The organism is Gluconobacter sp. OJB (assembly GCF_039638275.1).
In the GTDB taxonomy this organism is placed as follows: domain Bacteria; phylum Pseudomonadota; class Alphaproteobacteria; order Acetobacterales; family Acetobacteraceae; genus Gluconobacter; species Gluconobacter cerevisiae.
The window spans coordinates 1,716,874-1,743,132 of the sequence record NZ_JBDIWH010000001.1 but is presented as its reverse complement, the minus strand read 5'-3'; the positions used below and the strand labels follow the sequence as shown (position 1 = coordinate 1,743,132).

At 62.0% G+C, this 26,259-nt stretch carries 27 protein-coding genes; 18 read left to right on the top strand and 9 right to left on the bottom strand.

The features are described from left to right. Nucleotides 1-58 precede the first annotated feature (58 nt). Nucleotides 59-610 (top strand): dCTP deaminase, encoded by a 552-nt coding sequence (gene dcd / locus ABDK74_RS08045; RefSeq protein WP_206034072.1) that lies wholly within the window; start codon nt 59-61, stop codon nt 608-610. Between the two features lie 47 nt (nt 611-657). Continuing rightward, nucleotides 658-1,914, top strand: a complete 1,257-nt coding sequence (murA, locus tag ABDK74_RS08040) for a UDP-N-acetylglucosamine 1-carboxyvinyltransferase (RefSeq protein WP_346003404.1) — start codon at nt 658-660, stop codon at nt 1,912-1,914. An 85-nt stretch (nt 1,915-1,999) separates the two neighbouring features. Here the strand turns inward: murA and ABDK74_RS08035 are convergent, their stop codons facing one another. Further along, complete coding sequence (locus ABDK74_RS08035) at nt 2,000-3,475, bottom strand: mannitol dehydrogenase family protein (RefSeq protein WP_346003403.1); 1,476 nt, start codon at nt 3,473-3,475, stop codon at nt 2,000-2,002. Between the two features lie 221 nt (nt 3,476-3,696). Between ABDK74_RS08035 and ABDK74_RS08030 the strand changes: the two genes are divergently transcribed. Beyond that, nucleotides 3,697-4,173, top strand: coding sequence for a GAF domain-containing protein (locus ABDK74_RS08030; RefSeq protein WP_211575112.1), 477 nt, complete (start codon nt 3,697-3,699; stop codon nt 4,171-4,173). Between the two features lie 24 nt (nt 4,174-4,197). On the opposite strand, the gene ABDK74_RS08025 is transcribed toward ABDK74_RS08030, so the two are convergent. The 3 genes from ABDK74_RS08025 to dinB all read right to left on the bottom strand — a co-directional run bounded on the left by ABDK74_RS08025 (nt 4,198) and on the right by dinB (nt 7,186). Continuing rightward, nucleotides 4,198-4,752: a TIGR00730 family Rossman fold protein gene (locus ABDK74_RS08025; protein ID WP_346003402.1), complete on the bottom strand. Its 555-nt coding sequence runs from the start codon at nt 4,750-4,752 to the stop codon at nt 4,198-4,200. A 32-nt stretch (nt 4,753-4,784) separates the two neighbouring features. Beyond that, the gene (locus ABDK74_RS08020; protein WP_346003401.1) at nt 4,785-5,978 is read right to left on the bottom strand and encodes an MFS transporter; all 1,194 of its coding nucleotides are present in this window, start codon (nt 5,976-5,978) and stop codon (nt 4,785-4,787) included. Between the two features lie 116 nt (nt 5,979-6,094). Continuing rightward, nucleotides 6,095-7,186: a DNA polymerase IV gene (gene dinB / locus ABDK74_RS08015; RefSeq protein WP_346003400.1), complete on the bottom strand. Its 1,092-nt coding sequence runs from the start codon at nt 7,184-7,186 to the stop codon at nt 6,095-6,097. A gap of 50 nt (nt 7,187-7,236) precedes the next feature. Here dinB and ABDK74_RS08010 point away from each other — a divergent pair, with 50 nt between their 5' ends. Beyond that, entirely contained in the window at nt 7,237-7,815 is a 579-nt protein-coding gene (locus ABDK74_RS08010; protein WP_194253955.1) for an NUDIX hydrolase, read from the top strand. Between the two features lie 78 nt (nt 7,816-7,893). After that, a complete protein-coding gene (locus ABDK74_RS08005; RefSeq protein WP_194253954.1) occupies nt 7,894-8,406 on the top strand; it encodes a hypothetical protein in 513 nt (170 codons plus the stop codon). Between the two features lie 3 nt (nt 8,407-8,409). Here ABDK74_RS08005 and ABDK74_RS08000 read toward each other — a convergent pair whose 3' ends face one another. From ABDK74_RS08000 to ABDK74_RS07990, 3 genes are all read right to left on the bottom strand, one after another. Beyond that, entirely contained in the window at nt 8,410-8,703 is a 294-nt protein-coding gene (locus ABDK74_RS08000; RefSeq protein WP_194253953.1) for a putative quinol monooxygenase, read from the bottom strand. 81 nt (nt 8,704-8,784) lie between these two features. After that, a complete protein-coding gene (locus tag ABDK74_RS07995) occupies nt 8,785-9,162 on the bottom strand; it encodes a hypothetical protein (protein WP_346003399.1) in 378 nt (125 codons plus the stop codon). Between the two features lie 51 nt (nt 9,163-9,213). Then, nucleotides 9,214-10,017 carry a PadR family transcriptional regulator gene (locus ABDK74_RS07990; protein ID WP_346003398.1) on the bottom strand — a complete coding sequence of 268 codons (804 nt, stop codon included), beginning with the start codon at nt 10,015-10,017 and terminating at the stop codon, nt 9,214-9,216. A gap of 190 nt (nt 10,018-10,207) precedes the next feature. Between ABDK74_RS07990 and ABDK74_RS07985 the strand changes: the two genes are divergently transcribed. From ABDK74_RS07985 to ABDK74_RS07925, 13 genes are all read left to right on the top strand, one after another. After that, complete coding sequence (locus ABDK74_RS07985; protein ID WP_346003397.1) at nt 10,208-10,903, top strand: VTT domain-containing protein; 696 nt, start codon at nt 10,208-10,210, stop codon at nt 10,901-10,903. Nucleotides 10,904-10,954: 51 nt separating this feature from the next. After that, entirely contained in the window at nt 10,955-12,223 is a 1,269-nt protein-coding gene (locus ABDK74_RS07980; protein ID WP_408874474.1) for a multidrug effflux MFS transporter, read from the top strand. A gap of 13 nt (nt 12,224-12,236) precedes the next feature. Then, complete coding sequence (locus ABDK74_RS07975) at nt 12,237-12,587, top strand: response regulator (RefSeq protein WP_346003395.1); 351 nt, start codon at nt 12,237-12,239, stop codon at nt 12,585-12,587. Nucleotides 12,588-12,663: 76 nt separating this feature from the next. After that, nucleotides 12,664-13,203, top strand: a complete 540-nt coding sequence (locus ABDK74_RS07970; protein WP_346003394.1) for an adenine phosphoribosyltransferase — start codon at nt 12,664-12,666, stop codon at nt 13,201-13,203. 11 nt (nt 13,204-13,214) lie between these two features. Then, a complete protein-coding gene (locus tag ABDK74_RS07965) occupies nt 13,215-14,045 on the top strand; it encodes an NADPH-dependent oxidoreductase (protein ID WP_346003393.1) in 831 nt (276 codons plus the stop codon). A gap of 107 nt (nt 14,046-14,152) precedes the next feature. Continuing rightward, nucleotides 14,153-16,651, top strand: coding sequence for an ATP-dependent helicase HrpB (gene hrpB / locus ABDK74_RS07960; RefSeq protein ID WP_346004189.1), 2,499 nt, complete (start codon nt 14,153-14,155; stop codon nt 16,649-16,651). Between the two features lie 75 nt (nt 16,652-16,726). Next, nucleotides 16,727-17,983, top strand: coding sequence for a trypsin-like peptidase domain-containing protein (locus ABDK74_RS07955; protein ID WP_346003392.1), 1,257 nt, complete (start codon nt 16,727-16,729; stop codon nt 17,981-17,983). A 303-nt stretch (nt 17,984-18,286) separates the two neighbouring features. Next, on the top strand, nt 18,287-18,967 hold the full coding sequence (locus ABDK74_RS07950; protein ID WP_011252400.1) for a response regulator transcription factor: 681 nt from the start codon (nt 18,287-18,289) through the stop codon (nt 18,965-18,967). A 6-nt stretch (nt 18,968-18,973) separates the two neighbouring features. Next, nucleotides 18,974-20,392: an ATP-binding protein gene (locus ABDK74_RS07945; RefSeq protein ID WP_346003391.1), complete on the top strand. Its 1,419-nt coding sequence runs from the start codon at nt 18,974-18,976 to the stop codon at nt 20,390-20,392. Between the two features lie 58 nt (nt 20,393-20,450). Continuing rightward, nucleotides 20,451-20,795, top strand: a complete 345-nt coding sequence (locus tag ABDK74_RS07940) for a hypothetical protein (RefSeq protein ID WP_346003390.1) — start codon at nt 20,451-20,453, stop codon at nt 20,793-20,795. A 62-nt stretch (nt 20,796-20,857) separates the two neighbouring features. Further along, on the top strand, nt 20,858-21,595 hold the full coding sequence (locus tag ABDK74_RS07935) for an SIMPL domain-containing protein (RefSeq protein ID WP_346003389.1): 738 nt from the start codon (nt 20,858-20,860) through the stop codon (nt 21,593-21,595). Next, nucleotides 21,595-21,972: a DUF393 domain-containing protein gene (locus tag ABDK74_RS07930; protein WP_346003388.1), complete on the top strand. Its 378-nt coding sequence runs from the start codon at nt 21,595-21,597 to the stop codon at nt 21,970-21,972. Before ABDK74_RS07935 ends, ABDK74_RS07930 begins: the two co-directional genes overlap by 1 nt. Nucleotides 21,973-22,054: 82 nt before the next feature. After that, nucleotides 22,055-23,569, top strand: coding sequence for a tetratricopeptide repeat-containing glycosyltransferase family protein (locus tag ABDK74_RS07925; RefSeq protein WP_346003387.1), 1,515 nt, complete (start codon nt 22,055-22,057; stop codon nt 23,567-23,569). Nucleotides 23,570-23,645: 76 nt separating this feature from the next. Here ABDK74_RS07925 and infC read toward each other — a convergent pair whose 3' ends face one another. Both infC and thrS read right to left on the bottom strand, forming a co-directional pair. After that, nucleotides 23,646-24,167 (bottom strand): translation initiation factor IF-3, encoded by a 522-nt coding sequence (infC, locus tag ABDK74_RS07920; protein ID WP_194253940.1) that lies wholly within the window; start codon nt 24,165-24,167, stop codon nt 23,646-23,648. A gap of 153 nt (nt 24,168-24,320) precedes the next feature. Beyond that, nucleotides 24,321-26,258, bottom strand: a complete 1,938-nt coding sequence (gene thrS / locus ABDK74_RS07915) for a threonine--tRNA ligase (RefSeq protein WP_346003386.1) — start codon at nt 26,256-26,258, stop codon at nt 24,321-24,323. Nucleotide 26,259 lies beyond the last annotated feature (1 nt).

Genomic DNA, 26,259 nt, shown 5'->3' with positions numbered 1-26,259 from the left:
TAGAGCAGGTGGGTTAGACGCGCGGCGATTTCTGTCGCCCTCGCTCAGGAGTGCCTTCATGCCTATCATGCCCGACACATGGATTCGCCAGATGGCCCGTGAAAAAGGTATGATCGAGCCGTTCGTGGAAGCCCAAAAGCGCGAGGGCGTCATTTCCTACGGCCTGTCATCCTATGGTTATGATGCGCGCGTGGCGGAAGACTTCAAGATTTTCACGGATGTGGACAGCGCCATCGTCGATCCGAAGAATTTCGCCTCCAACAGTTTCGTCACCCGCACGGGCGACATCACCATTCCGCCCAACAGCTTCGCTCTGGCGCATACGGTCGAGTATTTCCGCATCCCGCGTGACACGCTGGTGGTGTGCCTTGGCAAGTCCACCTATGCGCGTTGCGGCATCATCGTGAACGTCACGCCACTGGAGCCGGAATGGGAGGGGCAGGTCACGATCGAGATCAGTAATACCACGCCGCTGCCCGCGCGAATCTACGCGAACGAGGGTATCTGCCAGTTCCTGTTCTTCCAGGGTGCCAGCCCCTGTGAGGTCAGCTATGCCGACCGTGCCGGCAAATACATGCGCCAGTCCGGCGTTACCACGCCCCGCCTCTAATCTTCTTAAGACCCGCTTCTCAAGGCCCGTTTCTCAAGGATCGCACCATGGACCGTTTCATCATTCGCGGTGGCCGCCGCCTGACAGGCGAAATCGAGATCGGCGGGGCCAAGAACTCCGGCCTCAAGCTCATGGTCGCGGGGCTTCTGACGTCCGAGCGGCTGGTGCTGTCCAATGTGCCGGGCATCGCGGATATCCAGACGATGCGCGATCTGCTTCTGGGACTGGGGATTGCGGTTGAAGATGTCGGACCGCGTACACTGTCGATTGGCGGCGAGATCGGTTCTGTCGAGGCGCCGTATGACATCGTTTCCAAAATGCGGGCTTCCATTCTGGTGCTTGGGCCGCTTCTGGCGCGTGCGCGGGAAGCAAAGGTCTCGCTGCCGGGTGGCTGTGCCATTGGTACGCGTCCTGTGGACATGCATCTCAAGGGGCTGGAGACGCTGGGCGCCGAGATCCGGCTGGAGAACGGCTATATCAACGCAACTGCGCCGGACGGACTGAAGGGTGATCGGATCATCCTGCCGTTTGCCAGTGTAGGCGCGACTGAGAACCTGCTGATGGCCGCGACGCTGGCCAAGGGGCGTACCCATATCGTTAACGCCGCGCGTGAGCCTGAAATCAGCGATCTGGTGCATTGCCTCAACGCTATGGGCGCGCAGATCACGGGTGAAGGCTCGGGCACGCTGGTCATCGACGGTGTGGAAAAACTGCATGGCGCGCATTACGCCGTCATGCCGGACCGCATCGAGTGCGGCACCTATGCCTGCGCGGCTGGCATTACGGGCGGCGATCTGCTGCTCGTGGGCGGACGGGCCGATGATCTGGGTGCCGTGATCCGCACGCTTGAGGAAACGGGTGTCCAGGTTGTGGAAGAGGCGCGCGGTCTGCGCGTGCGTCGCAGCGGGACGCTTCAGGGTGTGGACATCATGACCGAGCCGTATCCCGGCTTCCCGACGGATATGCAGGCGCAGTTCATGGCCATGCTGTCCGTGGCGGAAGGGGCGTCCATGATCACGGAGACGATCTTCGAGAACCGCTTCATGCATGTTCCCGAACTCAACCGCATGGGCGCGCGCGTGAATGTGCATGGCCGCTCCGCCATCATCCGTGGCGTGAAGAAGCTGTCGGGTGCGCCGGTGATGGCGACCGACCTGCGGGCATCTTTCTCGCTGATCCTCGCGGGTCTGGCTGCAGAAGGCGAGACGCAGCTCAGCCGCATCTATCATCTGGACCGGGGCTATGAAGGCGTGGACCGCAAGCTCGCCGCCTGCGGTGCCGATATCGCCCGCGTCTCGGACTGATATGTCTAAAAGTTTTTGGTGAAGCTTTTTTCAAAAAGCTTCAAAGAACTCCGCCTTTTTGAAAAAAGGCGGAACCCAAAAACTTTCAGACGTTTGTGACCAGATCCTTCAGAACGGCTGCGGTGCCGCGTGTTTTCAGGTCTTCGCGGGTCTGGATGAAGCGCGTGAGGAACTCGGCGGAGTCTTCAAGGCCCCATCCTGCAAATACGCTCATTTCCAGCGCCTTGGCCGGGTTCGGGTCCAGCGCCAGAGCACGGTCGTCGGCGCTCAGGCGGGGTTCCGTGACGGCGAAGCTGGCCTGCACGTCGTCGCGGCCCACAAGATAGGCACAGTAGCAGGCGAGGACGAAGGCGATGCGACGCGGGTCCTGCGCTTTTTTCAGAACGTCTTCCGCCGTGGCGCGCAGGAAGACCGGCAGCTTGGATGTGCTGTCCGACGTGATACGCAGAAGCTGATCACTGACGGCATGGTTGCGGAACCGCTCCAGAAGCTGGGCGGCATAGTCCGACAGGCTGATGCCCGGAGGGGCCGTCAGTTGCGGTGCGACGTCATCGCGCAGGAACTGTTCCAGCAGGGCGGCCAGATGCTCGTCGCCCATGGCTTCGTCGACCAGCCGGTATCCCATCAGCACGCCGGGCAAGGCCAACATGGAATGGGATGCGTTCAGCATCCGCAGTTTGACCTGTTCGTAAGGCTCGACATCGTCCGTGAACAGAACGCCGACCTGCTCCCAGGCCGGGCGTCCGGCGGGGAAGTTGTCTTCCACGACCCACTGGATGAAGTCTTCGCAGAAAACCGGAACGCGGTCTTCGATGCCGCTCTGGGCATTGAGTCGCGCCACGTCGGCGGGGTGAACGGCCGGGGTGATGCGATCAACCATGCAGGAGGGGAAAGCCACTTCGGCCTCGATCCACGCCGCCAGTTCCGCATCACGCAAACGGGCAAAGGACAGCACGGCATTGCGGGCGACATCGCCATTCGCAGGCACGTTATCGCAGGACAGGATGGTGAAGGGCGCGATCCCGGCATCACGGCGCTGGCGCAGGGCTTCGGTCATCATACCGAATGCCGTCTGCGGGACCGGGCGATGCAGGTCTTCAGCGATGGTGGGGTGTTCGGTCATGAACCGGCCCGCTTCATCCATATAGTAGCCGCCTTCGGTAATGGTCAGGCTGACGATGCGGATGGCGGGGTCCGTCAGGCGCTTCAGAGCGGCTTCGCGGTCGGCGGGGGCATGGATGTATTCGACCAGCGACTTGACGACCCGGACCGTGTCAGGACGGTTCGGCGGACAGGCGCGCAGGGTGTAGAGGCCGTCCTGTGCGTGCAGGGCCTCGGCCTTTGCCACTTCGCCGGGAAAATCCATCAGGCCCATACCCACGATACCCCAGCCGGACTGCCCCGGAAGGGCCAGCGCGCGGTCCGTATAGACGGCCTGATGGGCACGGTGAAAGTTGCCGACACTGAGATGGACAATGCCGGGTGTCACCATCGCCCGATCATAGGGGGAGGTCAGGATGGAGTCCGGCAGAGTCGGAAGGGTCTGGGATGTCAGGATCATGAAAAGGATCTTTCAGACGAAAGGACCGGCCTCTTTTAGAAGTCTCTTCATTTGAGGAAACTGTTTTTTATTTTGTGAATAATTTCTAATAATTCTCGCAGGGCTGAGAGCGTTACGGGAAATGGACACTTTTCCATTAAAAATGGCGTCCTTTCGCGTTTTTTCCGATCTGACTTATGATCGGCGGCCTCAATCTTCCGTTTTTGCAGGACTGTCTTTTCATGAGTGCTCCCATCCATCGCCTGAGCGTTGACGAGCTTGTTCCGATGGTACGGTCCGTCGTGTCGACCGAGACGGACATGATCGCCAACATGGCCAATATCGCGGCCCTGCTGTTTGAGGCTCTGCCGCAGATCAACTGGTCCGGGTTCTATCTCTGGAAAGAGGCTGAACAGCAGCTTGTGTTGGGGCCGTTTCAGGGGCGGCTGGCGTGCACGCGCATTCCGCTGGGCCGGGGCGTGTGCGGGACGGTCGCGCAGAACCGCGAGACGCTGGTCGTGCCGGATGTGCACGCATTTCCGGGGCATATCGCGTGTGATGCTGCGTCGGAATCAGAAATCGTGCTGCCGGTCGTAGCGGGTGGCGCGCTCGTGGGCGTGCTGGACATCGATAGCCCGGTGAAGGACCGGTTTTCGGACGCGGATCGTGTGCGTCTGGAAGAGGTTGTCGCTTTGCTGGTCGCGACGCTGGAGGGGTGAGCGGGGACGCGCCCCGCTCCATGCTCAGGCCGGAACGCTGACGGACAGATGCTCCATCAGTTCCGGCACGTCCTGCACAACCGTAAACAGGCGGCGGGCTGACGGTTCTGCGAAACCCTGATCGACGGCATCGTTCAGCGTCTGCACCAGAGACGTGGCCCAGCCGTCGATATTGACGATATAGATCGGCCCCTGATGCAGGCCGAGCTGCTTCCAGGTCATGATTTCCATGAGTTCGTCGAATGTGCCGAGGCCGCCGGGAATGATAGCGTAGGCGTCGGACAGTTCGAACATGCGGGCTTTGCGGGTGTGCATGTCCGGCGTGACTTCAAGCTGCGTGACGCCCTTGTGCATCACCTCGCGGGTATGAAGGAATTCGGGGATGACGCCGATCACCTTGCCGCCCGCCTTGAGCGCTGCATCCGCCACCGTGCCCATCAGCCCGACATGCCCGCCGCCATAGACCAGTGTGATTCCGTGTTGCGCCAGAGCTGTTCCGATCTCCGTTGCCCCTTCAGCGTAAGCAGGGGAGTTGCCAAAGCGGGAACCACAGAAAACGGCGCAGGAACGAATGATCATGTCGGGTCCGTGTCAGTTGAAGCAAGGATCTGTCAGGAAATCCGGCGGCCCAGCGAACGGCTGATCAGCACGCCGCCCAGACAACACAGGGCGGTGGTGGCAAACATCGTTCTGTAGCCCGCGAACTCGATGACCTGTCCAAGAAACAACCCCGAGAACGCGATGGCAAGGTCAATGAAGACGGAATAGGCGCCCAGAGCCGCCCCACGGTTCTCGGGCCCCGCGCTGTTGACGGCCAGAACGCCGAGAGCCGGAAAGAGAAGTGAGAATCCGGCCCCGGTCAGCGCGGCCCCCACGAGGGCTGCGAACGGTGTCTGGAACAGGCCGAGCGTGGCGAGTCCCAGCGCTTCCACCAGCAGCGAGACGATCGCTACGAACACGCCGCCACGGATCGCAATCTGTGAGGCGAAGAAAAAGCGGATGACGACGAAAATGAATCCGAAAACCGCCAGCGCGGTTGCCGCGCCTTCCCAGTGCAGGACAGAATAGTACAGGGCCAGAAACGACGAGATCGCGCCAAATCCGATGGACCCAGCCGCCAGTGCGGAGCCGTGCGGCAGGACGAGTCTGAGGGCGCGCGAGAAGGCGATGGGCTTGCTGGTTGTGGGGAGAGGTTTGACGGCGGGATAGAATCCGATGATCGCAAGGCCGAACAGGGGTAGCGCCGCCGAGAGGATACCCACCGAGACCAGACCGCCATAAGGCGCGGCCAGCAAAGACAGTTTCGCGCCAACCGGTGCGCCCAGCGCGATTCCGCCATAAGAGCAGATGCCGTTCCATGAAATGGCGATGGCGGTGTTTTCGGCCCCGGCGCGGCGAATGTTCCAGACGATCACCCCGGTCGCGGCCCAGCTTTCCGCCCAGCCCAGCATCAGGCGGCTGGAGAGCAGCACTCCCAGAGACAGCAGCGGCGTTGCGGCCAACAGCCCGGACCCTGCAAGCAGCAGGCCCGACAGAACGCAGGTGACAAGTCCGCCGATGACGACGGGTTTGGGGCCGATCCGGTCTACCAGCCGTCCGGCGGAAGGTCGCGCGGCGAAGGTCGCGAAATACTGGAGCGAGAACGTGATGCCCGCGACGGTGGTGCTGTAACCCAGGCTCTCATGGACGAAAATCGCCAGAACGGCATTGGGCAGGCCGATCACGATATAGACCAGAAGATTGAACAGAACGACGGCAAGAACGCGTTTCGTCGGTGAGGCCGCCGACGTTTCCTGCGCGGTCATGGCTCTGCTCTCCTGAGGCTTATCTGTGAAAAGATCCCTTATGGCATAGGCCAGATGACGGGTGCCGTCACGAGGGCCGCCTAGCCTTTCCCTCATAAATTCCGCGTGGAGGGCGCTTATGACGGGTCGGGCGCGTCGCGGAACAGTAGTTCCATCTGGTCGGAGGACGTGGGTGCGGGGGTATGAAAGCCCGAAAGTGTCAGGCCCAGCAGACGGACGCCCGTCACAAAAGGAAACAGCGGCATCATGAGAGTCTGCCCCGTTTGTAGCAGGACGTCTTCGGACGGAACCGGTGCAGGTAAGGTGCGGGCGCGGGTAATCTGGCGGAAATCGGCGTATTTGACCTTCAGGGTCACGGTGCGGGCCTGAAGCTGACGGCGTTGCAGACTGCCCCACAGCTTGGCGGCAATCTGCGTCAGGGCCGTGTGTGCGTCGGGTTCGGAAGTCAGGTCCTGAAGATAGGTCTGTTCGGTTCCGAGGGATTTGCGCTCCCGGTTCACAACGACGGGACGATGATCAATGCCGCGTGAGATGCCGTAATAGAATGCCGCTGCTTTGCCGAAATGCCGGCTCAGGGTCTCGATGTTGTGTGTCCGCAGATCCGCGCCCGTCTCGATCCCGAGGGCGCGCATTTTCCGGGCGGTGGCTGGACCGATGCCGTGAAACGCATCCACGGGCAGCGCGGAAACGAAATCCGGGCCCATGGCGGGCGTAATCACGAACAGCCCGTCAGGCTTGCGGTAATCCGAGGCCAGCTTGGCCAGAAACCGGTTGTAGGACACGCCAGCCGAGGCGGTCAGGCCGGTCTCCGCGTGGATGTCCGCGCGGATGCGGTCCGCGACCAATGTGGCCGAGCCATAGGCGCCCAGATGGTCCGTCAGGTCCAGATAGGCCTCATCTAGCGATAGCGGCTGGATTAGAGGTGTATAGCGGGAGAAAATATCATGGATCTGGGCGGACACGGACCGATAGACATCAAAGCGTCCGGGGACGAACAGCAGTTCCGGGCACAGGCGTTTGGCCGTAACTGAGGGCATGGCCGAGCGGACGCCGAAGCGCCGGGCCTCATAGCTTGCGGCTGCAACCACGCCCCGCGCTTCGCCCCGCCCGACCGCGAGCGGACGGCCGCGCAGGGAGGGGTCGTCCCGCTGTTCGACAGACGCGTAAAATGCGTCCATGTCGATATGCACGATCCGGCGTTGCTCCATGACGCGAGTGTCGCCGATTCGAAAGAACGAAACAAGATCAGGAGCCGTCCATGAGCACCGATAAGACCCTCGAAGACGCCCGCAGGGATGCCGGTTTCCAGACGCTTTCGACCCGGCTGGCCTACAGCAATCCTTGGACCGCATTGCGTGAAGACATCATCGTCCATCCCAACGGAAAGCAGGGCCTTTATGGCATCGTGGAACGGGGCGAATTCGTCGTGATCCTGCCGCTGCATGCCGATGGGAAGGTCACGCTGATCCAGCAGTTCCGCTATCCGGTAGGCGAGCGGCTGTGGGAACTGCCGATGGGCATGTGGGAGACGAAAGAGAACGTCGATCCCGTCGAGCTGGCGCTGGGCGAACTGCGCGAGGAAACCGGGTTATGTGCCGGCGAGATGATCCATGTCGGCACGATGTATCAGGGCGCCGGGTATTCGAACCAGAAGGGGCATGTCTTCCTTGCCCGCAACCTGACCCGTGGCGAGACGGATCTGGAAGCCACAGAAGAGGACATCACCTGTCACGACATGACGCTGGAGGCGTTCGAGACCATGATCCGCGAAGGCGAAATGAAATGCATGGTCTCGCTCGCCGCTTTCGCTCTGATCCGTGCGAAAGGCCTGATCTGACAGGACTTTCCCGAAAATTGCGGAACCTGAGACATATCTGGGGCGCTATCGAAGACCGAGCATATCACGAAGGTCCCGATGGACGACACCGCATCGCCGTCTCCAGATACCACTCAGATCGTCGCACAGGGTCATCCGACCGATAACGAGCTTCTTGCTTTCTACCGCTCGGAGATCCGGTTCGAGACCGAAATCGTGAATGGTCGTCTTCAGGCTCTTCTGGGATCGCAGGCGTTTCTGGTCATCGCTTATGCAACGGCCATGACCGGCTCCACGAAACGGTGGGGCGACAGCATGGTGCTTCTGCTGCCGCCCCTGTTTTCGCTACTGGGGTTTGTGCTGGCGCTGATGGCGCTGCCGGGCATCCGTGCGGCTTATGCTGCAATCGGCAAATGGGAGGGCAAGCAGCGCCATCTGCACACCCGAAGTCCGGATCTAACCGATTTCACTCTGGCACCGAACGAAGACGAAACCCGTGACATGATGCGCCGCGCCCAGCGTGGCGCCCTGTTCGCCCATCAGGCCCCGTTCATTTTCATCGTGGCCTGGGCGATCTTCGGGATCATCCCGTTCTATTTGTATCTGAAATAGCGATCAGATCACCGCATCCAGAAAAACAACTTCCGATCCGCCGCCTTCGACCAGTGGCGTGATCTTCTGGTTGAACACCTTGCCGTGTTCGGTGGCCATATGGGCGGCGAAGGCTGCGTCGTCCCGATAGGTTTCTTCCACATGGAACAGGTCGGGGTCGGAGGCGAGCGTATAGACCTTGAAACGCTCGCAGCCGGGTTCGGCGCGGACGTCTTTTGCAAGCGCCGTCAGCAGGCCGCGCAGGGTTTCGCGCTGTCCGGGAAGGGCCTTGAGCGTGGCGTAAAGGGTCTTGGGCATGGCGGAGAGCCTTGTGGTGGTTGATGATGTTGCATCATTGACCCGCTGGAGCCCGTCCGCAAAGGCAAAGCTGCGTGAGAGTCAGGGCTTTTCGAGCAGCGTCTTGCAGCGCATCCACGACATGCGGTCCCGGAAGACGAACAGGACGTAATAATCCAGCTCGCGGCTGCGGGTTTTCGTGGTGCGGGTATAGAAGGGGTACACGTCGAACGGCCCCTGAAGCCCAGCAGGAGCAGGCTCCGACGGCAGGACGCAATTGACGCGGAACAGCGGCATATAGACTGCATCGTCGCCGGAATTGCGCCGGACATGCCACAGGTTGCGCCGGAACTTCCTCAGCCGTTCCGGCAGCAGGAACACCATCGATTTTTCGATGAATCCCGCCCCGAAATGCTCCGGCCGGTAGTAACGCATGTCCTCGGGCATGTTGCAGAAATTGGGATGGTCCTGAACGATCATGGACCATCCTTTACGGCATCGGTGCAGGCGTTGGGAGAGGCGCGCCCTGCCTTATTCGTCCGATGTCTTTTGATCGGAAGCAGGGTTTACGATCTCCGCTGCCGCACGGTTGAGGATCGCTACGATCCGGCGCAATTCGTCTGCACCCGCGCCGCGGCGGGATTTCAGAGCGGATTTCAGGGCAAAGCGCGCATCGTGAAAGGCCTGCCCCAGCGTGGGATCGAGGTCGTTGACGCCGGTGAACGCCTCGCGGACATCCGCCATGCGGGCGCCGATACGGCTCAGGACGTCAAGGATGCGGGCTGCTTCCTCACTGCGGGTTTCGTGGCTGGCTTTTCCCTCGTCCGTCAGGCTGTAGAGCTTGCGGTTGCCTTCCTGTGTGACGGCGGCAAGGCCGGTTTCCTCAAGATAGGTGAGGGAAGGGTAGATTACGCCGGGGCTGGGCTTATAGAATCCGCCCGACCGCTCTTCGAGGCGCCGGATCAGCTCATAGCCGTGGGCTGGGGCTTCCGCGAGCAAAGCGAGGATAACGAGCTGAAGCTCATCGGCTGTCAGCTTTCGACCGCGTGTGAAGTCTTCACCGCCGAGATCGCCGCCAAAGCTTCTTCCGAAGCGCCCGCCAAAGCGTCCACCGCCCATGCCGCCACCACGTCCGCCATGCCGGTGTCCAAAGCCATCCATGCCCCAGTGACGACCGCCCCGTTTCTCATTGGGCCGCTCGCCTCGGCCTTCACTATTGCCACCCTCTTTTTGGTCGTCGCCTTCCGAGACGGGACGGCCTCTGCCGAAGAAGCCGCCACGATGATGATGGCCATGACGGGCCGTGCTGAAAAAATCCATTTTACGTCTGAACATGATGTTCTCCTATTCGATATATCGAACGATATAGTATCTTACGATATATCTTCAAGAGGAAAATGCAGCCGGATGATTTCTCCAGATGCCCATTCTTCAACGGTAAGCGCGCCAGCATGAACACGTGTTTACGCGCCCACCCATAGCCGCGGCGGCTTGCGGCTGGTATCGGGCAGGAATGGGTAGCCCGATGTCTCTTCCCCCCGATCCGGACCTGCGCCGTACCTTGCGGCAGATCGTGCCGTGGCGTGCCGCGCTGACGATCGGCGCGATGCTGGTGCTGGTGGCAGCACTCCAGCGGCTGCCGTTCATCCATCATCTGCTGGAAAACGCTCCGCACTGGCACGAGACGCCGGGCGCGCCGCTGTGGTTCCTGCTGCTGGCCGTGCCCTACAGCGCGTGCGGTCTGCCGCGTCAGGCGCTGTGTGTGGCGGCGGGGCTGGCTTTTGGATTATGGGGCGGGCTTGTCCTGTGTTCTGTGGCCTATATGCTGGGGGCGGTTCTGGCGTATGGCTGGGCACGGGTTCTGGCCCCGACAGCGTTCCGGGCGCGGCTGCATGACAGGCTGGAAGCGGATTATGCCGCTCTGGCCCGCACGCTCCATGCAAAGCCCTTCCGGGCGGTGCTGACACTGCGGCTGATGCCTGTGGGGTCTGCACTGCTGGTTTCGACGGCGGCGGGGCTGTTCGAGCTGCCGCTGCTGCCGTTCTCGGTCGCGACCTTTCTGGGCGGATTGCCGCAGACCCTGATTTTCGTTCTGGTCGGGTCCGGGACGCGGATCGGGCATGTCCTTCAGTTGGGGCTTGCGGGAATCCTGTTCGTCGTGTCGGGTGTGCTGGGCGCTGTTCTGCTGCGTCAGCATGGCCGGGAACGGGACGCCCCCTGACCACGTCATCAGACCATCAATCCGCAACCTGAAGTGAACAGGCAAACGCGCATGACAGACCAGACCATGAGATTCAGACGGGGAGATTCCCTGCCCGCATGGCTTCCGGTTCTGCTGGGAATTTTTACGGCTGTCGGGCCGGTTTCGACGGATGTCTATCTTCCGGCTCTCCCCGAAATGGAGCGCCAGCTTCACACCTCACCCGGTGCGGGCAGTGCGACCATGGCGGCCTGGGTGATCGGGCTGGCCATCGGGCAGATCAGCATCGGCCCGATTTCGGACCGGTTTGGCCGCCGCTGGCCGCTGCTGATCGGGATGTTGGGCTATACGCTGGGCGAAATCGGCTGCGCGATGGCGCCGAGCATGACGTTTTTGTGCATCTGCCGCGTCTTTTCCGCCATCATGGCGTCTGCCGGGCTTGTGGTGCCGAATGCGTGCATCCGCGATCTGACGGAAGGGGATGCATCGTCGAAAATGATGTCCCGCCTGATCGTCATTCAGGGCACCGTGCCGATTCTCGCGCCCATGCTGGGCGGTTTCGCGCTGAAATTCGTGGACTGGCGCATGATCTTCTGGGCCACGGCCGTTTATGGCGGCCTCTGTACCCTTCTGCTGATGACGGTCTTCCCCGAAACGCTCGCTCCGCAGGACCGCCGGGACCTGCGACCCATCTCCATCATCGAACGCTACACCTATATCCTGCGGACCCGCAGCTTCATTACGAACGGTCTGGTCTGGAGTTTTCTGGGCTTCGTGACCTTCACCTATCTGACCGCAGCCCCCATGCTGTTCGAAGATGTGTTCGGGATGTCACCGTTCCATTACGGTATGCTGTTCGGCCTGTTCGCCGTCTGCATGATCGGGGCGTCCGCCATCAATGGTCAGCTCGTGGGCCGTGTCAGTACGGGGAAGATGCTGTTTTCCGCGTTGGGTGTCAGTCTGGCCGGGTGTGCCGTCCTGCTTCTTCTGGCGCTGGTGTCGAATTACGATCTCGACCCGCAAGGCCATATCAAGGCGATGTTCCTGTGGCCGCTCATTATCGCACTTGTCATCACCATGGCGCCCACGGGCGTTATAGGGCCGAATTCTATGGTTGGCGCGTTGTCAGAACAGTCCGATCGTGCCGGTTCGGCGTCGGCGCTGGCGGGGACGATGCAGTATCTTTTCGGCGCCGTGGCGAGTGCGCTGTTCGGGCTGATGCCGTCCGGGACAGCAGTTCCGATGGCGTTTTTCATGGCTTTTGCGTTCCTGGCCGCCATGGGCTTCGCCCTGCTGCGACCCAGCCTGCCTGCGGTGGCGGAACCACCGCGCCCTTCTTAAGGAAGCATCCGTCATGAAAGCACTTCTTGTCGAAGATGATGCCGCCATTGCACTTGTGGTCGAGACGGTTCTCCAGCGGGAGGGCTGGAGTGTCCGGCATGTGCTGGACGGGGAGGCCGCGCTGGAGGGGGAGGACGCCCCCGATCTTCTGGTGACGGATCTCAACCTGCCGGGGTCGCACAACGGGCTGGAGATCGCGCATCTGCTCCGGGAGCGTCGTCCGCAGATGGCCGTCGTGCTCATGTCCGGCGATTATGAAGACCGCGACACGGCCCCGCATGGTATGGCTGTTCTGCCCAAACCGTTCCGCAGGGCCGGGCTTCTCGCAGCCATCGAACAGGCGACAGACGCAATCCGGACCTGAGACCGGGGTTGAGTTGGGGGGGAGACTCCCCTACATGCCGCGCTGTTTGCCATGACCAGATGAAAGCCGTGCCACCATGTCGTTTCAGGACCCCAAGCCGCTCGATCTCAAGAGTTACATCCGCGAAATTCCGGATTTTCCGAAGCCGGGCATCCTGTTCTATGACATCTCGACGCTGATCCGCTCGCCCGACGCCTGGCAGGTCGCCACGGCTCGTCTGGCCCGTGCGATCGCCGCATGGCAGCCGGACATGCTGGCCGGAATCGAGAGCCGCGGCTTCCTGACCGCCGCTCCGCTCGCGCTGCGTCTGGGCTGTGGTTTCACGATGCTGCGTAAGCCGGGCAAGCTGCCGGGCAAGACCATTTCCCTGAAATACGGCCTCGAATATGGCGAGGACGAGCTGCATATTCAGGCAGACGCCATCAAGCCAGGCCAGCGCGTTGTGGTGCTGGACGATCTGCTGGCGACGGGCGGCACGCTCGCTGCGTCCATCGACCTGCTGCGCAAGGTCGGCGCTGAAGTCGTGGGCGCATCCGTGCTGATCGAGCTTGCGGATCTGAAAGGCCGTAACAAACTGGACGTTCCGCTGAACGCTCTGATGACGTACGACGAGTAAGGAAAAACTTTATGTCGGGCACCTCTTCCGAAAGGATTTCCGCACTGTGGCAGACACGGTACCGCACGACGGCGCCGGAAACCCTGCCGGACAATGCGGTGCTTGACCTGCTGCTGTCGCACCATTCGGTCCGGGCCTATCTGCCGGATGCCCTGCCCGAAGGCACGCTGGAGGCCGGTATTGCGGCGGCGTCCTCGGCTGCGACGTCCAGCAATCTTCAGGTCTGGTCCGTCGTGGCCGTCGAGAACCCGGAAACGCGGGCCAGACTTGCCGAACTGTGCGGCGGCCAGAAGCATATCGAAGTCGCGCCTCTGTTCCTCGCATGGATCGTGGATCTGTCTCGGCTGGAGCGGATCGCGGAGCGGGCAGGGACGGGGCACGAAGCGCTCGACTATGAAGAAATCTTCCTCATGGCGACGCTCGATACCGGTATTGCGGCCCAGAACGCCGTCACTGCCTTCGAGTCCCTTGGGTTGGGCACGGTCTATATCGGCGGCTTGCGGAATTATCCCGAAGAAGTGGCACGACTCCTGTCCCTGCCCCCGCGTTCGGTGGCGGTTGTGGGTCTGTGCGTTGGCCAGCCCGATCCCGCAGCCCAGAACGGTCACAAACCGCGCTTGGGTCAGGACGTGGTGCTGCACCGCGAGCGCTACAGCACGGAAAACGAAGCCGCAGGCATCGCGGCCTATGACCGGATCGCGGACGACTACCAGAAGGAACAGGGTCTGTCGTCGCGTGCCTGGTCGGAAACAGTGGCCAAGCGTGTGGACAGCTTCAAGGGCCTGAGCGGCCGTCACGTCATGCGCACGGTGCTGCATAAACTCGGCTTCCCATTGCGGTAAAAAATACAGAGAAAAGTTTTTGGGTTCCGCCTTTTTCAAAAAAGGCGGAGAGCTGCACCAAAAACTTTTAAACTGCTGGCTGGTGTTGCCGGTGCGGGAGTCGCGTTCTGACCTTCATTCTTCCTCCCGAACTTCCCGTCACGGCGATTCTGCCGGAGCTTCTGTCGACGTTGCAGACGCAGCCCAACGCCGTTCTCGTCGCGCCTCCGGGTGCGGGCAAGACGACGCTGACGCCGCTCGCCCTTCTAGATGCACCGTGGCTCGGGACGCAGCGCCTCATTCTCGTGGAGCCGCGTCGCGTGGCGGTCCGGGGGGCGGCCTCGCGCATGGCGTCGTCGCTGGGTGAGAAGCCGGGCGGCATCGTGGGGTTCCGCACGCGCACCGATTCCGCAATGTCTGCCAGAACGCGCATCGAAGTTGTGACCGAGGGTCTGCTTCTGCGTCGTCTGCTGACCGATCCGCTGCTCGACGGTGTGGGCGCGGTGCTGTTCGATGAAGTGCATGAACGCTCGCTGGATCTGGATGCGGCACTGGCGTTCTGTCTGGACATACAGCGTGAAATGCGGCCCGATCTGCGGATTCTGGCCATGTCCGCCACACCGGATGGTCGCGCGTTCACAACATTGATGAACGCCCCGCTGATCGAGAGCGAAGGCCGCCAGTTCCCCATCGACATCCGCCATACCCGCGACATTCCCCACATGCGGGACCTGCCGGAAGCCTGCGCCCGCGCGATCCGTCAGGCACTGGCGGAGGAAGACGGCGATATTCTCGCGTTCCTGCCCGGGGTTGGCGAAATCCGCCGTACTCAGGCGCTGCTGGACGGCACGGTTCCGATCTTCCCGCTGCACGGCGAGCAGACGACCGAAGATCAGGACCGCGCCATCGCGCCGTCCGACACGCGCCGCGTCGTGCTGGCGACGTCCATTGCCGAGACGTCCGTCACGGTCTCGGGCGTGCGGATTGTTGTGGATGGCGGTCTGCGCCGGGCCCCGCGGCTTGCTCCGAATACGGGCCTGTCACGGCTGGAAACGCTGAAAATATCCCGCGCCACCGCCACCCAGCGTGCAGGCCGTGCAGGGCGGCAGTCTCCGGGCATTGCCATTCGGCTGTGGTCGGAAATGACGCAGCGCAGCCTGCGCCCGCAGGACGCGCCGGAAATTCTCGTAGCCGATCTGACGGATTTCGCACTCGTCACCGCCGCCTGGCAGGAGGTCATGGGAACGGCTCCGGACAGTCTGCCGCGGCTGGACACGCCGCCTTCCGGCGTTTTGGCGGGCGGGCGCGAATTGTTGCGGGAACTCGGCGCGCTGGATGATGTCAACCGCATTACGGCGCTTGGCAAACGCATGGCGTCCCTCGGCACGCATCCGCGTCTGGCCGCGATGTTGTGCGCGGCCCGGACCCTGCCGGAGCGCGTGACGGCGGCCTGTCTGGCGGCGCTGCTGGAAGAGCGCGATCCGCTCCGTCCACGTCCAAACCGCCCTTCCGGCCCATCGCCGGGCGCTGATATCCGTCTCCGCTTCGCCCTGTTCGAGCGCGACGATCCCCGGGCTGACCGTGCCAACCTGTTCCACATGCGTCAGTCCGCAAAGCGCTTCATGCGCCGGATGGGGGAGCGGGACGTGCCGCTCATCCCGCTGCCGGACCATGCGGGCGCGCTGCTGGCCGCAGGGTTTCCGGATCGTGTGGCGCAGGCAGCAGGCGAGCTTGGGCGTTTCCGACTGGCGGGCGGGGGGAGTGCCCGCGTTTTGGCCAATGATCCGCTGGCCCGCGAGAAACTACTGGCCGGGGCGGCGTTCCATACGCGCACCTCAACGGAAATCACGCTCGCAGCCCCGCTTGATGCTGAAAACCTGCCCCAGACCCTTCTGGACCGGACCCGCGAGCAGGTCGAGACGACGCTGGACGGGACATCCGGCCGCATTATCGCCCGTCGCAGGCTCCGTCTGGGCGCTCTGGTCCTGCGCGACCGCAACGGCGAGATCAGCCCCGAGGAAGCGCAGAGCCTTCTCTTGCAGCAGATCGCCGCGACTCCGGCGCAGGCCCTGACTTGGACGGAGGCCGGACGTCAGTTTCAGGCCCGCGTGGCCCATGCCTGCGCGACCTATGCGCCGCATCTGCCGGACCTGTCCGATGATGGGCTGGCGGCGTCTCTGGAGTGGCTGGAGCCGTATCTTGCGGGATGTGACCGGCTCGCGCAGGTCCGGGCGCTGGACCTGTTGTCCATTCTGCGCGCGCGGCTGGACTATACCGATCTGTCCGCGCTGGACCGCAAGCTCCCGCCACGTCTGACCCTGAAGGCCAGCACGCACGACATCGATTATACCGGCGCTGTTCCTACGGTTTCCGCCCGTGCTCAGGCCTTTTATGGTACCGCCCGGACGCCGGAACTCGCGGATGGACAGCTTGCCCTGCAATGCGCGCTGCTGTCTCCCGCCGGACGTCCGCAGGCGATCACGGCGGATCTGGAAGGCTTCTGGAAGGGGAGCTGGGCCGATATGCGCCGGGACATGCGTGGCCGCTATCCCCGCCATGACTGGCCCGAGGACCCCACGACGGCAGAGCCGCCGAAACCGCGTTCGAAATCTCAGCAGGGGCGCTGAATCGTCAGGATCTTGGGATGTGGAACAATTCTGTGTTAGCAGATTTGGTATGACGATGTTCCTGTCCTGTTTCCCATGAACCGCACCCTGCAGGCTGCTGCGATCGGTGCCGGAACGGCCACTGTGGTGACGGTGGGGCTGATGCTGGCCCTGCGCGGTCATGGCAACAGCCCGCAGAATATTGCGCATTCCGTGGAACAGCCGCAGAAGCCCGCAGTCGTGCAGGCTCCCGCGCCGAAAATGCTCCCGACGATCATTCCCGATCGCACCGTTGCGGGCGAGAACACGGACGCACATGGCATCCCCACACAGCCCGCCGTGGTCCCGGCTCCGGCGCCCGCTCTGCCGCCACTTCTGGTTAAATATGGTCCGCTGAGTTTTGCCCCGCTGGTGCGGCAGGTGATCCCGGCCGTGGTCAACATCGCCATTACCCAGAACAGCCCCGATGGTCACGACCATATTCCGCCTCAGATCCGCGGCACCCCGCTTGAAAAGCGCTACCGGGACCGGATGAAGCGCCAGCAGGAAGAAATGGTCGGCGCGGGATCGGGTTTTATCGTCGACCCGTCCGGCATCATCGTGACCAACCGCCATGTCGTGGGTGGGGCGGACAAGGTCGTGGTCTCGCTCTCCAACGGCCATGAAATGCCGGCGCGTCTGCTGGGGGCCGATCCGCTGACGGATATTGCCGTCATCAAGGTCGATAGTCCCGAGCCGCTTCCGCATGTCACCTGGGGCGACAGCCAGCAGACCGATATCGGGGACTGGATTCTTGTTGCGGGCAATCCGTTCGGGTTCGGATCGTCCGTTACGGCGGGGATTGTCTCGGCGGTCGGGCGCGATCTGGGCATCGGGTCGCTCGACGATTTCATCCAGCTTGATGCCCCAATCAACCCCGGCAATTCGGGCGGCCCGGCTTTCAATATGCGCGGGCAGGTCGTGGCCGTGAATGCCGCCATCGTGACGCCTGCTGGCGGTTCGGTCGGGATCGGGTTCGGTATTCCGTCCGAAATCGTGGCCCCGATCGTCGCGGAAATCGAGGCAACGGGTCATGCCGAACATGGCTGGCTCGGCATCACGCTTGATGATGGGGATGCAGCGATTGGCATTGCTGGTGTCGATAATGGCGGCCCGGCCCAGAAGGGCGGTCTACGGCGTGGCGATATCGTGACGCAGGTGGACAATGTGCCCGTCACCAGCGCCCGGATGCTTCTGCGCAGTATTGCGGCGGCGCGTCCCGGCGTGGTCCTGAGCTTTCAGATCCAGCGCGGCAAACACTCTCTGACGCTGCCTATCCATATTGGTCCGCGTCCGCAGGATGCGGATGACTGAGCCAGCCCGCAGATTAGTCTGCCTGTGCGCTCTGGTCCTGCTAATCGGGCTTGCCGGGTGCAGCCCCATGTCGCCGTCACGGGGGCAAAGCAGTTATCACGACGGGCTTTCGGAGGCCTCCCCGTTCTCATGGGGGCCGATTAGCGCTTCATCCCTGCGCGACGCGCAGCAGAATGCGTTTGACAACGCAATTCCCCGCTAGGCAGCCTGTTTTGTAACAACTGCCTTTGACGGCGCTCTTCAAGCCGGTATTCTTTCCCGCAAGGAACGGCAAGACTGCGTTCGCAAGGAAGAGAGACAACAATGCGTATCCTGCTGGTCGAAGACGATCCTACTGTCCGTGCTTTCGTGCTCAAGGGGCTGCGGGAAGCCGGGCATGTCGTTGATGAGGCGGATAACGGCAAGGACGGCCTGTTTCTGGCCGTCAGCGAAAACTATGATGTCGTGATTCTGGACCGGATGCTGCCGGGCGGCATCGACGGTTTGCGGATTCTTGAAACCCTGCGTGGTCAGAAGAATGCAACGCCGGTCCTGCTGCTGTCAGCGCTGGCGGATGTGGATGAGCGCGTCGCGGGCCTCAAGGCCGGTGGCGACGACTACATGACCAAGCCTTTCGCGTTTTCAGAACTTCTGGCGCGTGTTGAGGCGCTGGGCCGTCGCGGCCGCCCGGAAAGTGCGCCGCAGACGCGACTGGTCGTGGGTGATCTGGAAATGGATCTGCTCTCGCGCACCGTCAAACGCGGCGGCGAGAAGATTGACCTTCAACCGCGCGAGTTCCGTCTTCTGGAATTCCTGATCCGCCATGCCGGACAGGTCGTGACCCGCACCATGCTGCTTGAGCGCGTCTGGGACTATCACTTCGACCCGCAGACCAACGTGATCGACGTGCATGTTTCGCGCCTGCGCCAGAAGGTGGACAAGCCGTTCGACAAGCCCATGATCCACACGATCCGCAATGCGGGCTACATCCTGCGGGCGGACTGATTGGGAATGCTTCTGCGTAAAGGTCGCCGTCTCGGACTGTTTCTGAAACGGCGTCTGCGCTGGCCGGTCCGCTCGGCCGGGCTGAATTTCGCGCTGGCCTACGGGCTGGTGTTCGTGATTTCCGCCGGCGCGTTCCTGTCCTTCATCTGGTGGAACACGACGGGCCAGCTTGACCGTCAGGTTGAACTGGCGGTGCAGGTCGATGCGGCTGATTTGTCTCATCGCTGGACGCAGGGTGGCCCCCCCGCGCTCAGTCTCGCCATTCAGGACAGGCTGGACCAGAACGTCGATGATGACGAACTCTACCTTCTGGTCGGCCCTGATGGTCGCAAATTTGCCGGAAATCTGCCCGGATGGCCCGTCGTCATTACCCAGATGGACCAGTTTTATGAACTGGCCATCAAGCGCGACGGTTTCCGCACCAATGCCAAGATGCACGCTTATGCCCTGACGCAGGGCTTCCGGATGATCGTAGGGCGCGACGTTCGCGGGAGGCAGCTTGTCCGACACGTTCTGACCGACACGCTGATCTGGGCGTGGGTGATGATCTCGCTGCTGGCGGCGGGCGGCGCATTGGTCATCCGCAGGATTTTCCGGCAGGTTGTTCGCTCCATCGCCCGCACGACGGCAGCGGTGGCGCAGGGCGATCTGAGCCAGCGCATCCCCCTGACCGGCAACGAAACTGATCTGGTAGCGCAGACTGTCAACACCATGCTGGAGCGGATCAACCGTCTGATGGAGGGCGTCAAGCAGGTTTCCAATGCCATCGCCCACGATCTGCGAACCCCCATCGCCCGCGCTCGTGCCCGACTGGAAGATGCTAATCGTACCGCCACTTCCGCCGAAGAACTTCACGCCGCAATTGATCGTGCGGTTATGGATCTTGATCGGGTCACGTCGATTTTCGAAGCTCTGCTGCGCATTGCACAGCTTGAGGCGGGCGCCAGACGGGCGGCCTTCACAATTCTGGATGTGCGCTCCCTTCTGGAAGGATTGAGCGAACTTTACGAGGCGTCCGTCGAGGATGCCGGGCTCCGGCTGGTCTTCAGGGCCGGGACCGTGCGGCCCGTGAATGGCGATCCGCATCTGCTGCAACAGGCCGTCGCCAATCTGCTGGACAATGCCATCAAGTTCGCTCCTCCCGACACGGCCATCACCCTCTCGGTGGAGATGCGGGGCGAACGTCTGGCCATCACCGTTGCGGATCAGGGACCCGGTATGAGCGAGGACGATCTTTGCCGGGCTTCAGAACGGTTTTTCCGTGCCGAAACAGCCCGCAATACGCCGGGGGCCGGGCTTGGCCTGTCGCTCGTACAGGCTGTCATGAGCCTGCATGGCGGTGCGCTTGAGCTGAAAAATGGAGATCAGGGTCTGTCCGCGACTCTGCTCCTGCCGGTCGTGACTCCCGCCGCCAAGGCTGCATGACGGAAGTTTCATGCCCGCCCCACCCTGCGCTTAGCTGGAATGGGCTAGAGAGTCCGTAATGCGCCTTTCCCTTCCTTCGCCGGTGCTTCTCCCGGCTTTCTGTCTGCTCGGCTGTCTGGCCGCGTCGCCAGTCCTGCACCCGGCGCAACACCAGCCGTCAGGGCGCTCGGACGATGCGATTTCCGTCACGTCAGAGACGGCGGAATACTGCGCACGGCTGCGTAAAAGCGTGGATGCTGAACTGACTGCTCCTTCCGGGGCGATTGCGCTGGGGATGATGGAAGATGCGCGTCACCTTCGCGCGCAGGGAAACCTGCTATGCACACAGGGGCATGTCCGGGCGGGGATCGAACGCCTGCGTCGGGCGTTGGTCCTGCTGAAACACGCTCCTGAGCCGCGCTGACTGACGTTTTCTGCTGCCAGCTTTCGGGGCGTTCCACACGATACCTGCCTTCAGGAGATCTGATGACCCGTCTTTCTTCTCTGATCCGGCCAGCCCCCCTTCTGGTGGCCGCCCTGTCCGTGTCTCCGCTTGCCCTCTCGGGGACGTTCTCCACAGCACAGGCCGCTGACATGCCCCAGACCACAACACCGTCCACGACCAAGCTTGATTTCAACGTGACAGGCAACGCCCACGCCGCGCCAACGGAACTGACGATCCGCCTGTCTGTCCGTGCTGATAGCCCGTCTGCCGCAACGGCCCAGAAGGACGTGAACACCCGCATGGCCGCAGCCCTGAAACTGGCGGGCAGTCAGGCGGGAATTGAAGCGAGGGCCGGGGGATACTCTATCTACGAGAACACACCCGAGCACGCGCCCAAAAGCTGGACGGCCCGACAGGAGCTTGAACTCACCGGCAAGGATTCCGTGCAGCTTCTCGCGCTGGCCGGACAACTCCAGTCGCAGTCCCTGATGCTGGAGGGAATGGACTGGTCGCTGGACGATGCCACTCGTGAGCAGCTTCTGAAAGACGCCCGGACGGCGGCCCTCAAACAGGTCCGTCAGCAGGCGGAGCAGAGCGCACAGACGCTGGGTCTGCGCCTTGTACGTCTGAAGGAAGTCCGCATTTCCTCCCAGGAGCCAGGCCCGCGCCCTGTCATGCTCATGGCGGCCCGCATGGCGGATTCCGCACCACCGCAGCGTAGCCCGGATGAGCAGACCCTCCGCGTGAACGTCTTCGTGCAGGCGGAACTATCGCAGTAATGGTCCCGTCTGCCGGGGCGTTACATGCTATGGTGACGGTCTGGTTCGATGGCGGATGTCCTTTGTGTCGGCGTGAAATCGCGCTGATGAAACGTCTGGACCGGCGCAAGGCCATCCGCTTCATCAATCTGGAGTCGGCGCAGGCCTGCCCACTGGACCGGGAAACCTTGCTGGCCCGTTTCCATGCGGAAGAAGACGGGCATCTGTATGAAGGTGCGGCGGCCTTCGCAGCCATGTGGCGCGCCATTCCCCTGCTGCGACCGATGGGGCTGGTGGCCCGGAACCCGGTCATTCTGGCGATTCTGCAATGGGGATACGGGCAGTTTCTGCGTTTCCGTCCGTTTCTCCAGCGCCTGACCCGCAGGCTGGAGAGCTGAAGCGTTCAGTCTGGGCAGGAAAACGAGAGATTTTAAGGGTTTCTTAGGGGGCTTTCGATACGACGGAAAAAAAGGAGCCCCCATGCCCAATTCTTTTCGTTTGCTGGCACAGGATATTCTCGCTCTGGCAGATGCAGGCGATGCTCCCGCTGCCTTCGAAAAGCTGAATGACGGTGTCCAGACCCTCCCTCAGGACCCTCATTCTGCATTTCTGGCCGGATGTCTGTACGAACGCCTCAAAGACTGGCAACAGGCGCGCCATTTTTATCTTCAGAGCCTGAATCTGGATATCAATGCTCCGAGGATCTGGCATCGGCTAGGGATTGTCTGTCTGGAAGGAGGGGATCTGGACGGGGCAGAGCGGGCACTGAAGGTCGCCATTCAGCAAAAACCGTCCGAGGCGCCCTATTACGTCGATCTGAGTCTGGTTCAGGCTCGTAAGGGCGCATTCCGTGACGCCCTTCAAAACGCCATAACCGGCGACTCTCTCTGCCCGAACCATGTTCCGGCCATCAACAATATTGCTCATGCGCTTCAGTGTCTTGGCCGGAGTGAAGAATCGCTTCCCTATTATGACCGGGCGATTGCTCTGGCGCCGGAAAACGGCGTCTGTCGTTTCGGGCGGGCTGTCAGTCTTCTGAAAATCGGAAATTTTGATGCCGGATGGCGGGAATATGAATGGCGCTGGCGGTGCTGTCAGACGCCGCGCACGGATCTTTCTGTCCCGCAATGGGAGGGAGAGGACCTGACGGGCAAAACCATCTTGATCCACCATGAACAGGGCTATGGCGATACGCTTCAGTTCATCCGTTTTGTGCCACTGCTCAAGGCGCTTGGGGCGACGACCGTGGTGCAGGTTCCGCCTACGCTCGTCAGACTTCTGGAACGGATGGAAGGCATTGACCGCGTCGTTTCGGCACTTGATCCATCATTGCCTCTGGATCTGCATTGCCCGCTTGTCGGCCTGCCGATGCGTTTGGGTCTGACGCCGGACACGGCTCCTGAATGTCCGTATCTGCCCGTACCTGTTGAGGAACAGGAGCACGTTGGCGGTGCGTTGCGACGGGGCGTGGTGCGGGCCCCTGAGCAGCCTGAGCTGATTGTCGGTCTGGTCTGGAACGGCGACCCCCGGTCTCATGATCCCGTTGCCACACAGGTGGACCGACGCCGGAGTGTCCCTCTGGAGAAACTCGCGCCCATAATGGACATACAAGGGGTCCGGTTCGTCAGTTTCCAGCTTGGGGCCGCGAAAAACCAGATTGCCGAGACCGGCTTGCCTGTGATCGATGCGACGAACGGTATTGTGGATTTCGCGGATACGGCGGCCGGGCTTTATGGCGTGGATCTGCTGATCAGTGTCGATACGTCCATAGTGCATCTGGCCGGTGGTCTCGGCCTGCCGGTCTGGATGCTTTCACGGAGTGATGCCTGCTGGCGCTGGGGGGAAACCGGCTCCACGACGCCGTGGTATCCCACTATGCGAATCTTCCGACAGCCCTACTCAGGAGACTGGGAGACGCCGGTGGCCGAAATTGCGGATATGCTGCGGCAGTTTGTTGCGCTTTACCAGACGCACCTCGCGGCCGAAGCCGCCTGAGGCGCAATCCATAAAAAAGCCGACCATTCCCGAAGCGGAAGTGGCCGGCTTTTTATTCGCAGGATGAAAGCACCCCTTAGCGGGGAGCAATCACCATCAGCATCTGGCGGTTTTCAAGGCGGGGCATCTGCTCCACCTTCGCCTTTTCTTCGACTTCCTGCCGGATACGCTCAAGCATCTTGATGCCGAGTTCCTGATGGGCCATTTCGCGGCCCTTGAAGCGCAGGGAAATCTTGACCTTGTCGCCTTCGTCAAGAAAGCTGTGGATGGCCTTGAGCTTTGTCTGGAAGTCATGCTCGCCCGTACCCGGACGAACTTTCACTTCCTTGATCTCAACGACCTTCTGCTTCTTGCGGGCTTCGTTCTTCTTCTTCTGCTGCTCATACTTGAACTTGCCGTAGTCGAGAATTTTCACGACAGGAGGAACAGCAGTCGGGCTGATTTCCAGAAGATCGAGACCCACCGAAAAAGCGCGCATCATGGCATCCCGGGTCGTCATGATGCCCTGCATTTCGCCTTCTTCGTCAATCAGACGAACCTGCGGAACACGGATTTCCTCGTTGACGCGCGGTCCTTCACGGGTGGGCGCGGCCTGCATCGGCGGTCTAGCTATGGTCAGCTCCTGTCATCAGTTTCGTTCGGGCCCGGTAGCCTGCACCCGCCTTTATGAAGAAAGGCGGGATACGGCCATTTCCGATCCCGTTCCTTCTGCACATAGTCCTGCCTTACGCGCGGTGCAAGGGGATTACGTTCAATCCTTTGTCGTACGTGCGATGTCAGGGGCCTGAGCCTCTTTCGCAAGAGCCGAAACGGCTTCGTCGAGCGACAGGATTTCCTGCGTCGCGCCGCCCAGACGTCGCATGGCGACTTTGCGTTCCTCGGCTTCGCGACGACCGACGACCAGAATGACCGGAACGCGCGCGAGGCTGTGTTCGCGGATCTTGGCGTTGATCTTGTCGCTGCGGATGTCGGTCTCGACCTGGAGTCCCGCAGCCTTGAGGGTCGCAGCCACTTCGTTGGCGTAATCGCCAGCATCCGAGACGATGGACGCCACGACAACCTGCGTGGGCGCCAGCCAGAGCGGGAACTTGCCAGCATACTGCTCGATCAGAATGCCGATAAAGCGCTCGAAACTGCCGAGGATCGCGCGGTGCAGCATGACCGGGCGATGACGGTTGCTGTCTTCGCCGATATAGGACGCATCCAGACGCTCGGGCAGAACGTAGTCCACCTGAAGCGTACCGCACTGCCAGTCACGACCGATGGCATCCGTCAGCACGAATTCCAGTTTGGGGCCGTAGAATGCGCCTTCGCCCGGATTGTACTCGTATTCGACGCCTGCGATCTCACAGGCTTTCTTGAGAGAGCCTTCTGCCCGATCCCAGACCTCGTCCGAACCTGCGCGTGTTTCCGGGCGGTCCGAGAACTTCACGCGGAAGCTCTCGAATCCGAGGTCGGAATAGACTTCCGCCAGCATCTTCACGAACTTCGCGGTTTCGTCCGCGATCTGGTCGTCCGTGCAGAAAATATGGGCATCGTCCTGCGTGAAGCCGCGCACGCGCATGATGCCGTGCAGCGCGCCCGACGGTTCGTAACGATGGCACGCGCCGAATTCCGCCATCCGCAGCGGCAGCTCACGATAGGAGCGCAGGCCGTGACGGAAGATCTGCACGTGGCACGGGCAGTTCATCGGCTTGAGGGCAAGGGTCTTATCCTCGTCCTCAACGCTCGCGATGAACATGTTCTCGCGATACTTGTCCCAGTGGCCCGACGCTTCCCAGAGCGCGCGGTCCACGAGCTGCGGGGTGCGGACTTCCTCGTAATTGTTTCGCTCCTGCGCGCGACGCATATAGTCCTGAAGGACCGTGTAGAGACGCCAGCCCTTGCGGTGCCAGAAGATCTGTCCGACGGCTTCTTCCTGAATGTGGAAGAGGTCCATCTCGCGGCCGATGCGGCGATGGTCGCGCTTCTCGGCTTCCTCAAGGCGCAGGAGATGGGCGTCCAACTCCTTCTTGTCGCGCCATGCGGTGCCGTAGATGCGGGTCAGCATGGGGTTGCGATGATCGCCACGCCAGTAGGCCCCGGCCACGCGCATCAGCTTGAACGCCGTGCCGACATCGCCTGTGGTGCGCAGATGCGGGCCGCGGCACAGATCGAGCCATTCGCCCTGACGGTAGATCGAGATCTGTTCGTCTTCCGGCAGATCCTGAATCAGCTGGGCCTTGAAGTCCTCGCCCTTCTCTTCGAAGAAGCGGATGGCCTCGTCACGGTCCCAGACCTCGCGGACGAACGGCGTGTTGGCCGCCACGATCTCGCGCATCTTTTCTTCGATGGCCGGGAAGTCTTCCGGGGTGAACGGCTTCTCACGGGAGAAATCGTAATAGAACCCGTCCTTGATGCTCGGCCCGATCGTGACCTGCGTTTCAGGCCACAGGGACTGCACGGCTTCGGCCAGAACATGCGCCGCGTCATGGCGGATCATTTCCAGCGCGTCCTCATCCTTGCGGGTGACGAACTTCACGGACGCGTCGCTGCTGATTTCGGTGCTGATATCGACGGGCTTGCCGTCCACTTCCATCGCCATGGCGGCCTTGGCAAGGCCCGGTCCGATGGAGGCGGCGATCGTCGTGCCCGTCACCGTCCCGTCGAATGTGCGGACGCTTCCGTCGGGGAGTGTGATGGCGGGCATG

Excerpts from the sequence above, each read along its gene's own strand:
- dcd (WP_206034072.1), top strand. The coding sequence starts at position 59 with ATGCCTATCATGCCCGACACATGGATTCGCCAGATGGCCCGTGAAAAA.
- murA (WP_346003404.1), top strand. The coding sequence starts at position 658 with ATGGACCGTTTCATCATTCGCGGTGGCCGCCGCCTGACAGGCGAAATC.
- ABDK74_RS08035 (WP_346003403.1), bottom strand. The coding sequence starts at position 3,475 with ATGATCCTGACATCCCAGACCCTTCCGACTCTGCCGGACTCCATCCTG.
- ABDK74_RS08030 (WP_211575112.1), top strand. The coding sequence starts at position 3,697 with ATGAGTGCTCCCATCCATCGCCTGAGCGTTGACGAGCTTGTTCCGATG.
- ABDK74_RS08025 (WP_346003402.1), bottom strand. The coding sequence starts at position 4,752 with ATGATCATTCGTTCCTGCGCCGTTTTCTGTGGTTCCCGCTTTGGCAAC.
- ABDK74_RS08020 (WP_346003401.1), bottom strand. The coding sequence starts at position 5,978 with ATGACCGCGCAGGAAACGTCGGCGGCCTCACCGACGAAACGCGTTCTT.
- dinB (WP_346003400.1), bottom strand. The coding sequence starts at position 7,186 with ATGGAGCAACGCCGGATCGTGCATATCGACATGGACGCATTTTACGCG.
- ABDK74_RS08010 (WP_194253955.1), top strand. The coding sequence starts at position 7,237 with ATGAGCACCGATAAGACCCTCGAAGACGCCCGCAGGGATGCCGGTTTC.
- ABDK74_RS08005 (WP_194253954.1), top strand. The coding sequence starts at position 7,894 with ATGGACGACACCGCATCGCCGTCTCCAGATACCACTCAGATCGTCGCA.
- ABDK74_RS08000 (WP_194253953.1), bottom strand. The coding sequence starts at position 8,703 with ATGCCCAAGACCCTTTACGCCACGCTCAAGGCCCTTCCCGGACAGCGC.
- ABDK74_RS07995 (WP_346003399.1), bottom strand. The coding sequence starts at position 9,162 with ATGATCGTTCAGGACCATCCCAATTTCTGCAACATGCCCGAGGACATG.
- ABDK74_RS07990 (WP_346003398.1), bottom strand. The coding sequence starts at position 10,017 with ATGTTCAGACGTAAAATGGATTTTTTCAGCACGGCCCGTCATGGCCAT.
- ABDK74_RS07985 (WP_346003397.1), top strand. The coding sequence starts at position 10,208 with ATGTCTCTTCCCCCCGATCCGGACCTGCGCCGTACCTTGCGGCAGATC.
- ABDK74_RS07980 (WP_408874474.1), top strand. The coding sequence starts at position 10,955 with ATGACAGACCAGACCATGAGATTCAGACGGGGAGATTCCCTGCCCGCA.
- ABDK74_RS07975 (WP_346003395.1), top strand. The coding sequence starts at position 12,237 with ATGAAAGCACTTCTTGTCGAAGATGATGCCGCCATTGCACTTGTGGTC.
- ABDK74_RS07970 (WP_346003394.1), top strand. The coding sequence starts at position 12,664 with ATGTCGTTTCAGGACCCCAAGCCGCTCGATCTCAAGAGTTACATCCGC.
- ABDK74_RS07965 (WP_346003393.1), top strand. The coding sequence starts at position 13,215 with ATGTCGGGCACCTCTTCCGAAAGGATTTCCGCACTGTGGCAGACACGG.
- ABDK74_RS07955 (WP_346003392.1), top strand. The coding sequence starts at position 16,727 with ATGAACCGCACCCTGCAGGCTGCTGCGATCGGTGCCGGAACGGCCACT.
- ABDK74_RS07950 (WP_011252400.1), top strand. The coding sequence starts at position 18,287 with ATGCGTATCCTGCTGGTCGAAGACGATCCTACTGTCCGTGCTTTCGTG.
- ABDK74_RS07945 (WP_346003391.1), top strand. The coding sequence starts at position 18,974 with ATGCTTCTGCGTAAAGGTCGCCGTCTCGGACTGTTTCTGAAACGGCGT.
- ABDK74_RS07940 (WP_346003390.1), top strand. The coding sequence starts at position 20,451 with ATGCGCCTTTCCCTTCCTTCGCCGGTGCTTCTCCCGGCTTTCTGTCTG.
- ABDK74_RS07935 (WP_346003389.1), top strand. The coding sequence starts at position 20,858 with ATGACCCGTCTTTCTTCTCTGATCCGGCCAGCCCCCCTTCTGGTGGCC.
- ABDK74_RS07930 (WP_346003388.1), top strand. The coding sequence starts at position 21,595 with ATGGTCCCGTCTGCCGGGGCGTTACATGCTATGGTGACGGTCTGGTTC.
- ABDK74_RS07925 (WP_346003387.1), top strand. The coding sequence starts at position 22,055 with ATGCCCAATTCTTTTCGTTTGCTGGCACAGGATATTCTCGCTCTGGCA.
- infC (WP_194253940.1), bottom strand. The coding sequence starts at position 24,167 with ATGCAGGCCGCGCCCACCCGTGAAGGACCGCGCGTCAACGAGGAAATC.
- thrS (WP_346003386.1), bottom strand. The coding sequence starts at position 26,258 with ATGCCCGCCATCACACTCCCCGACGGAAGCGTCCGCACATTCGACGGG.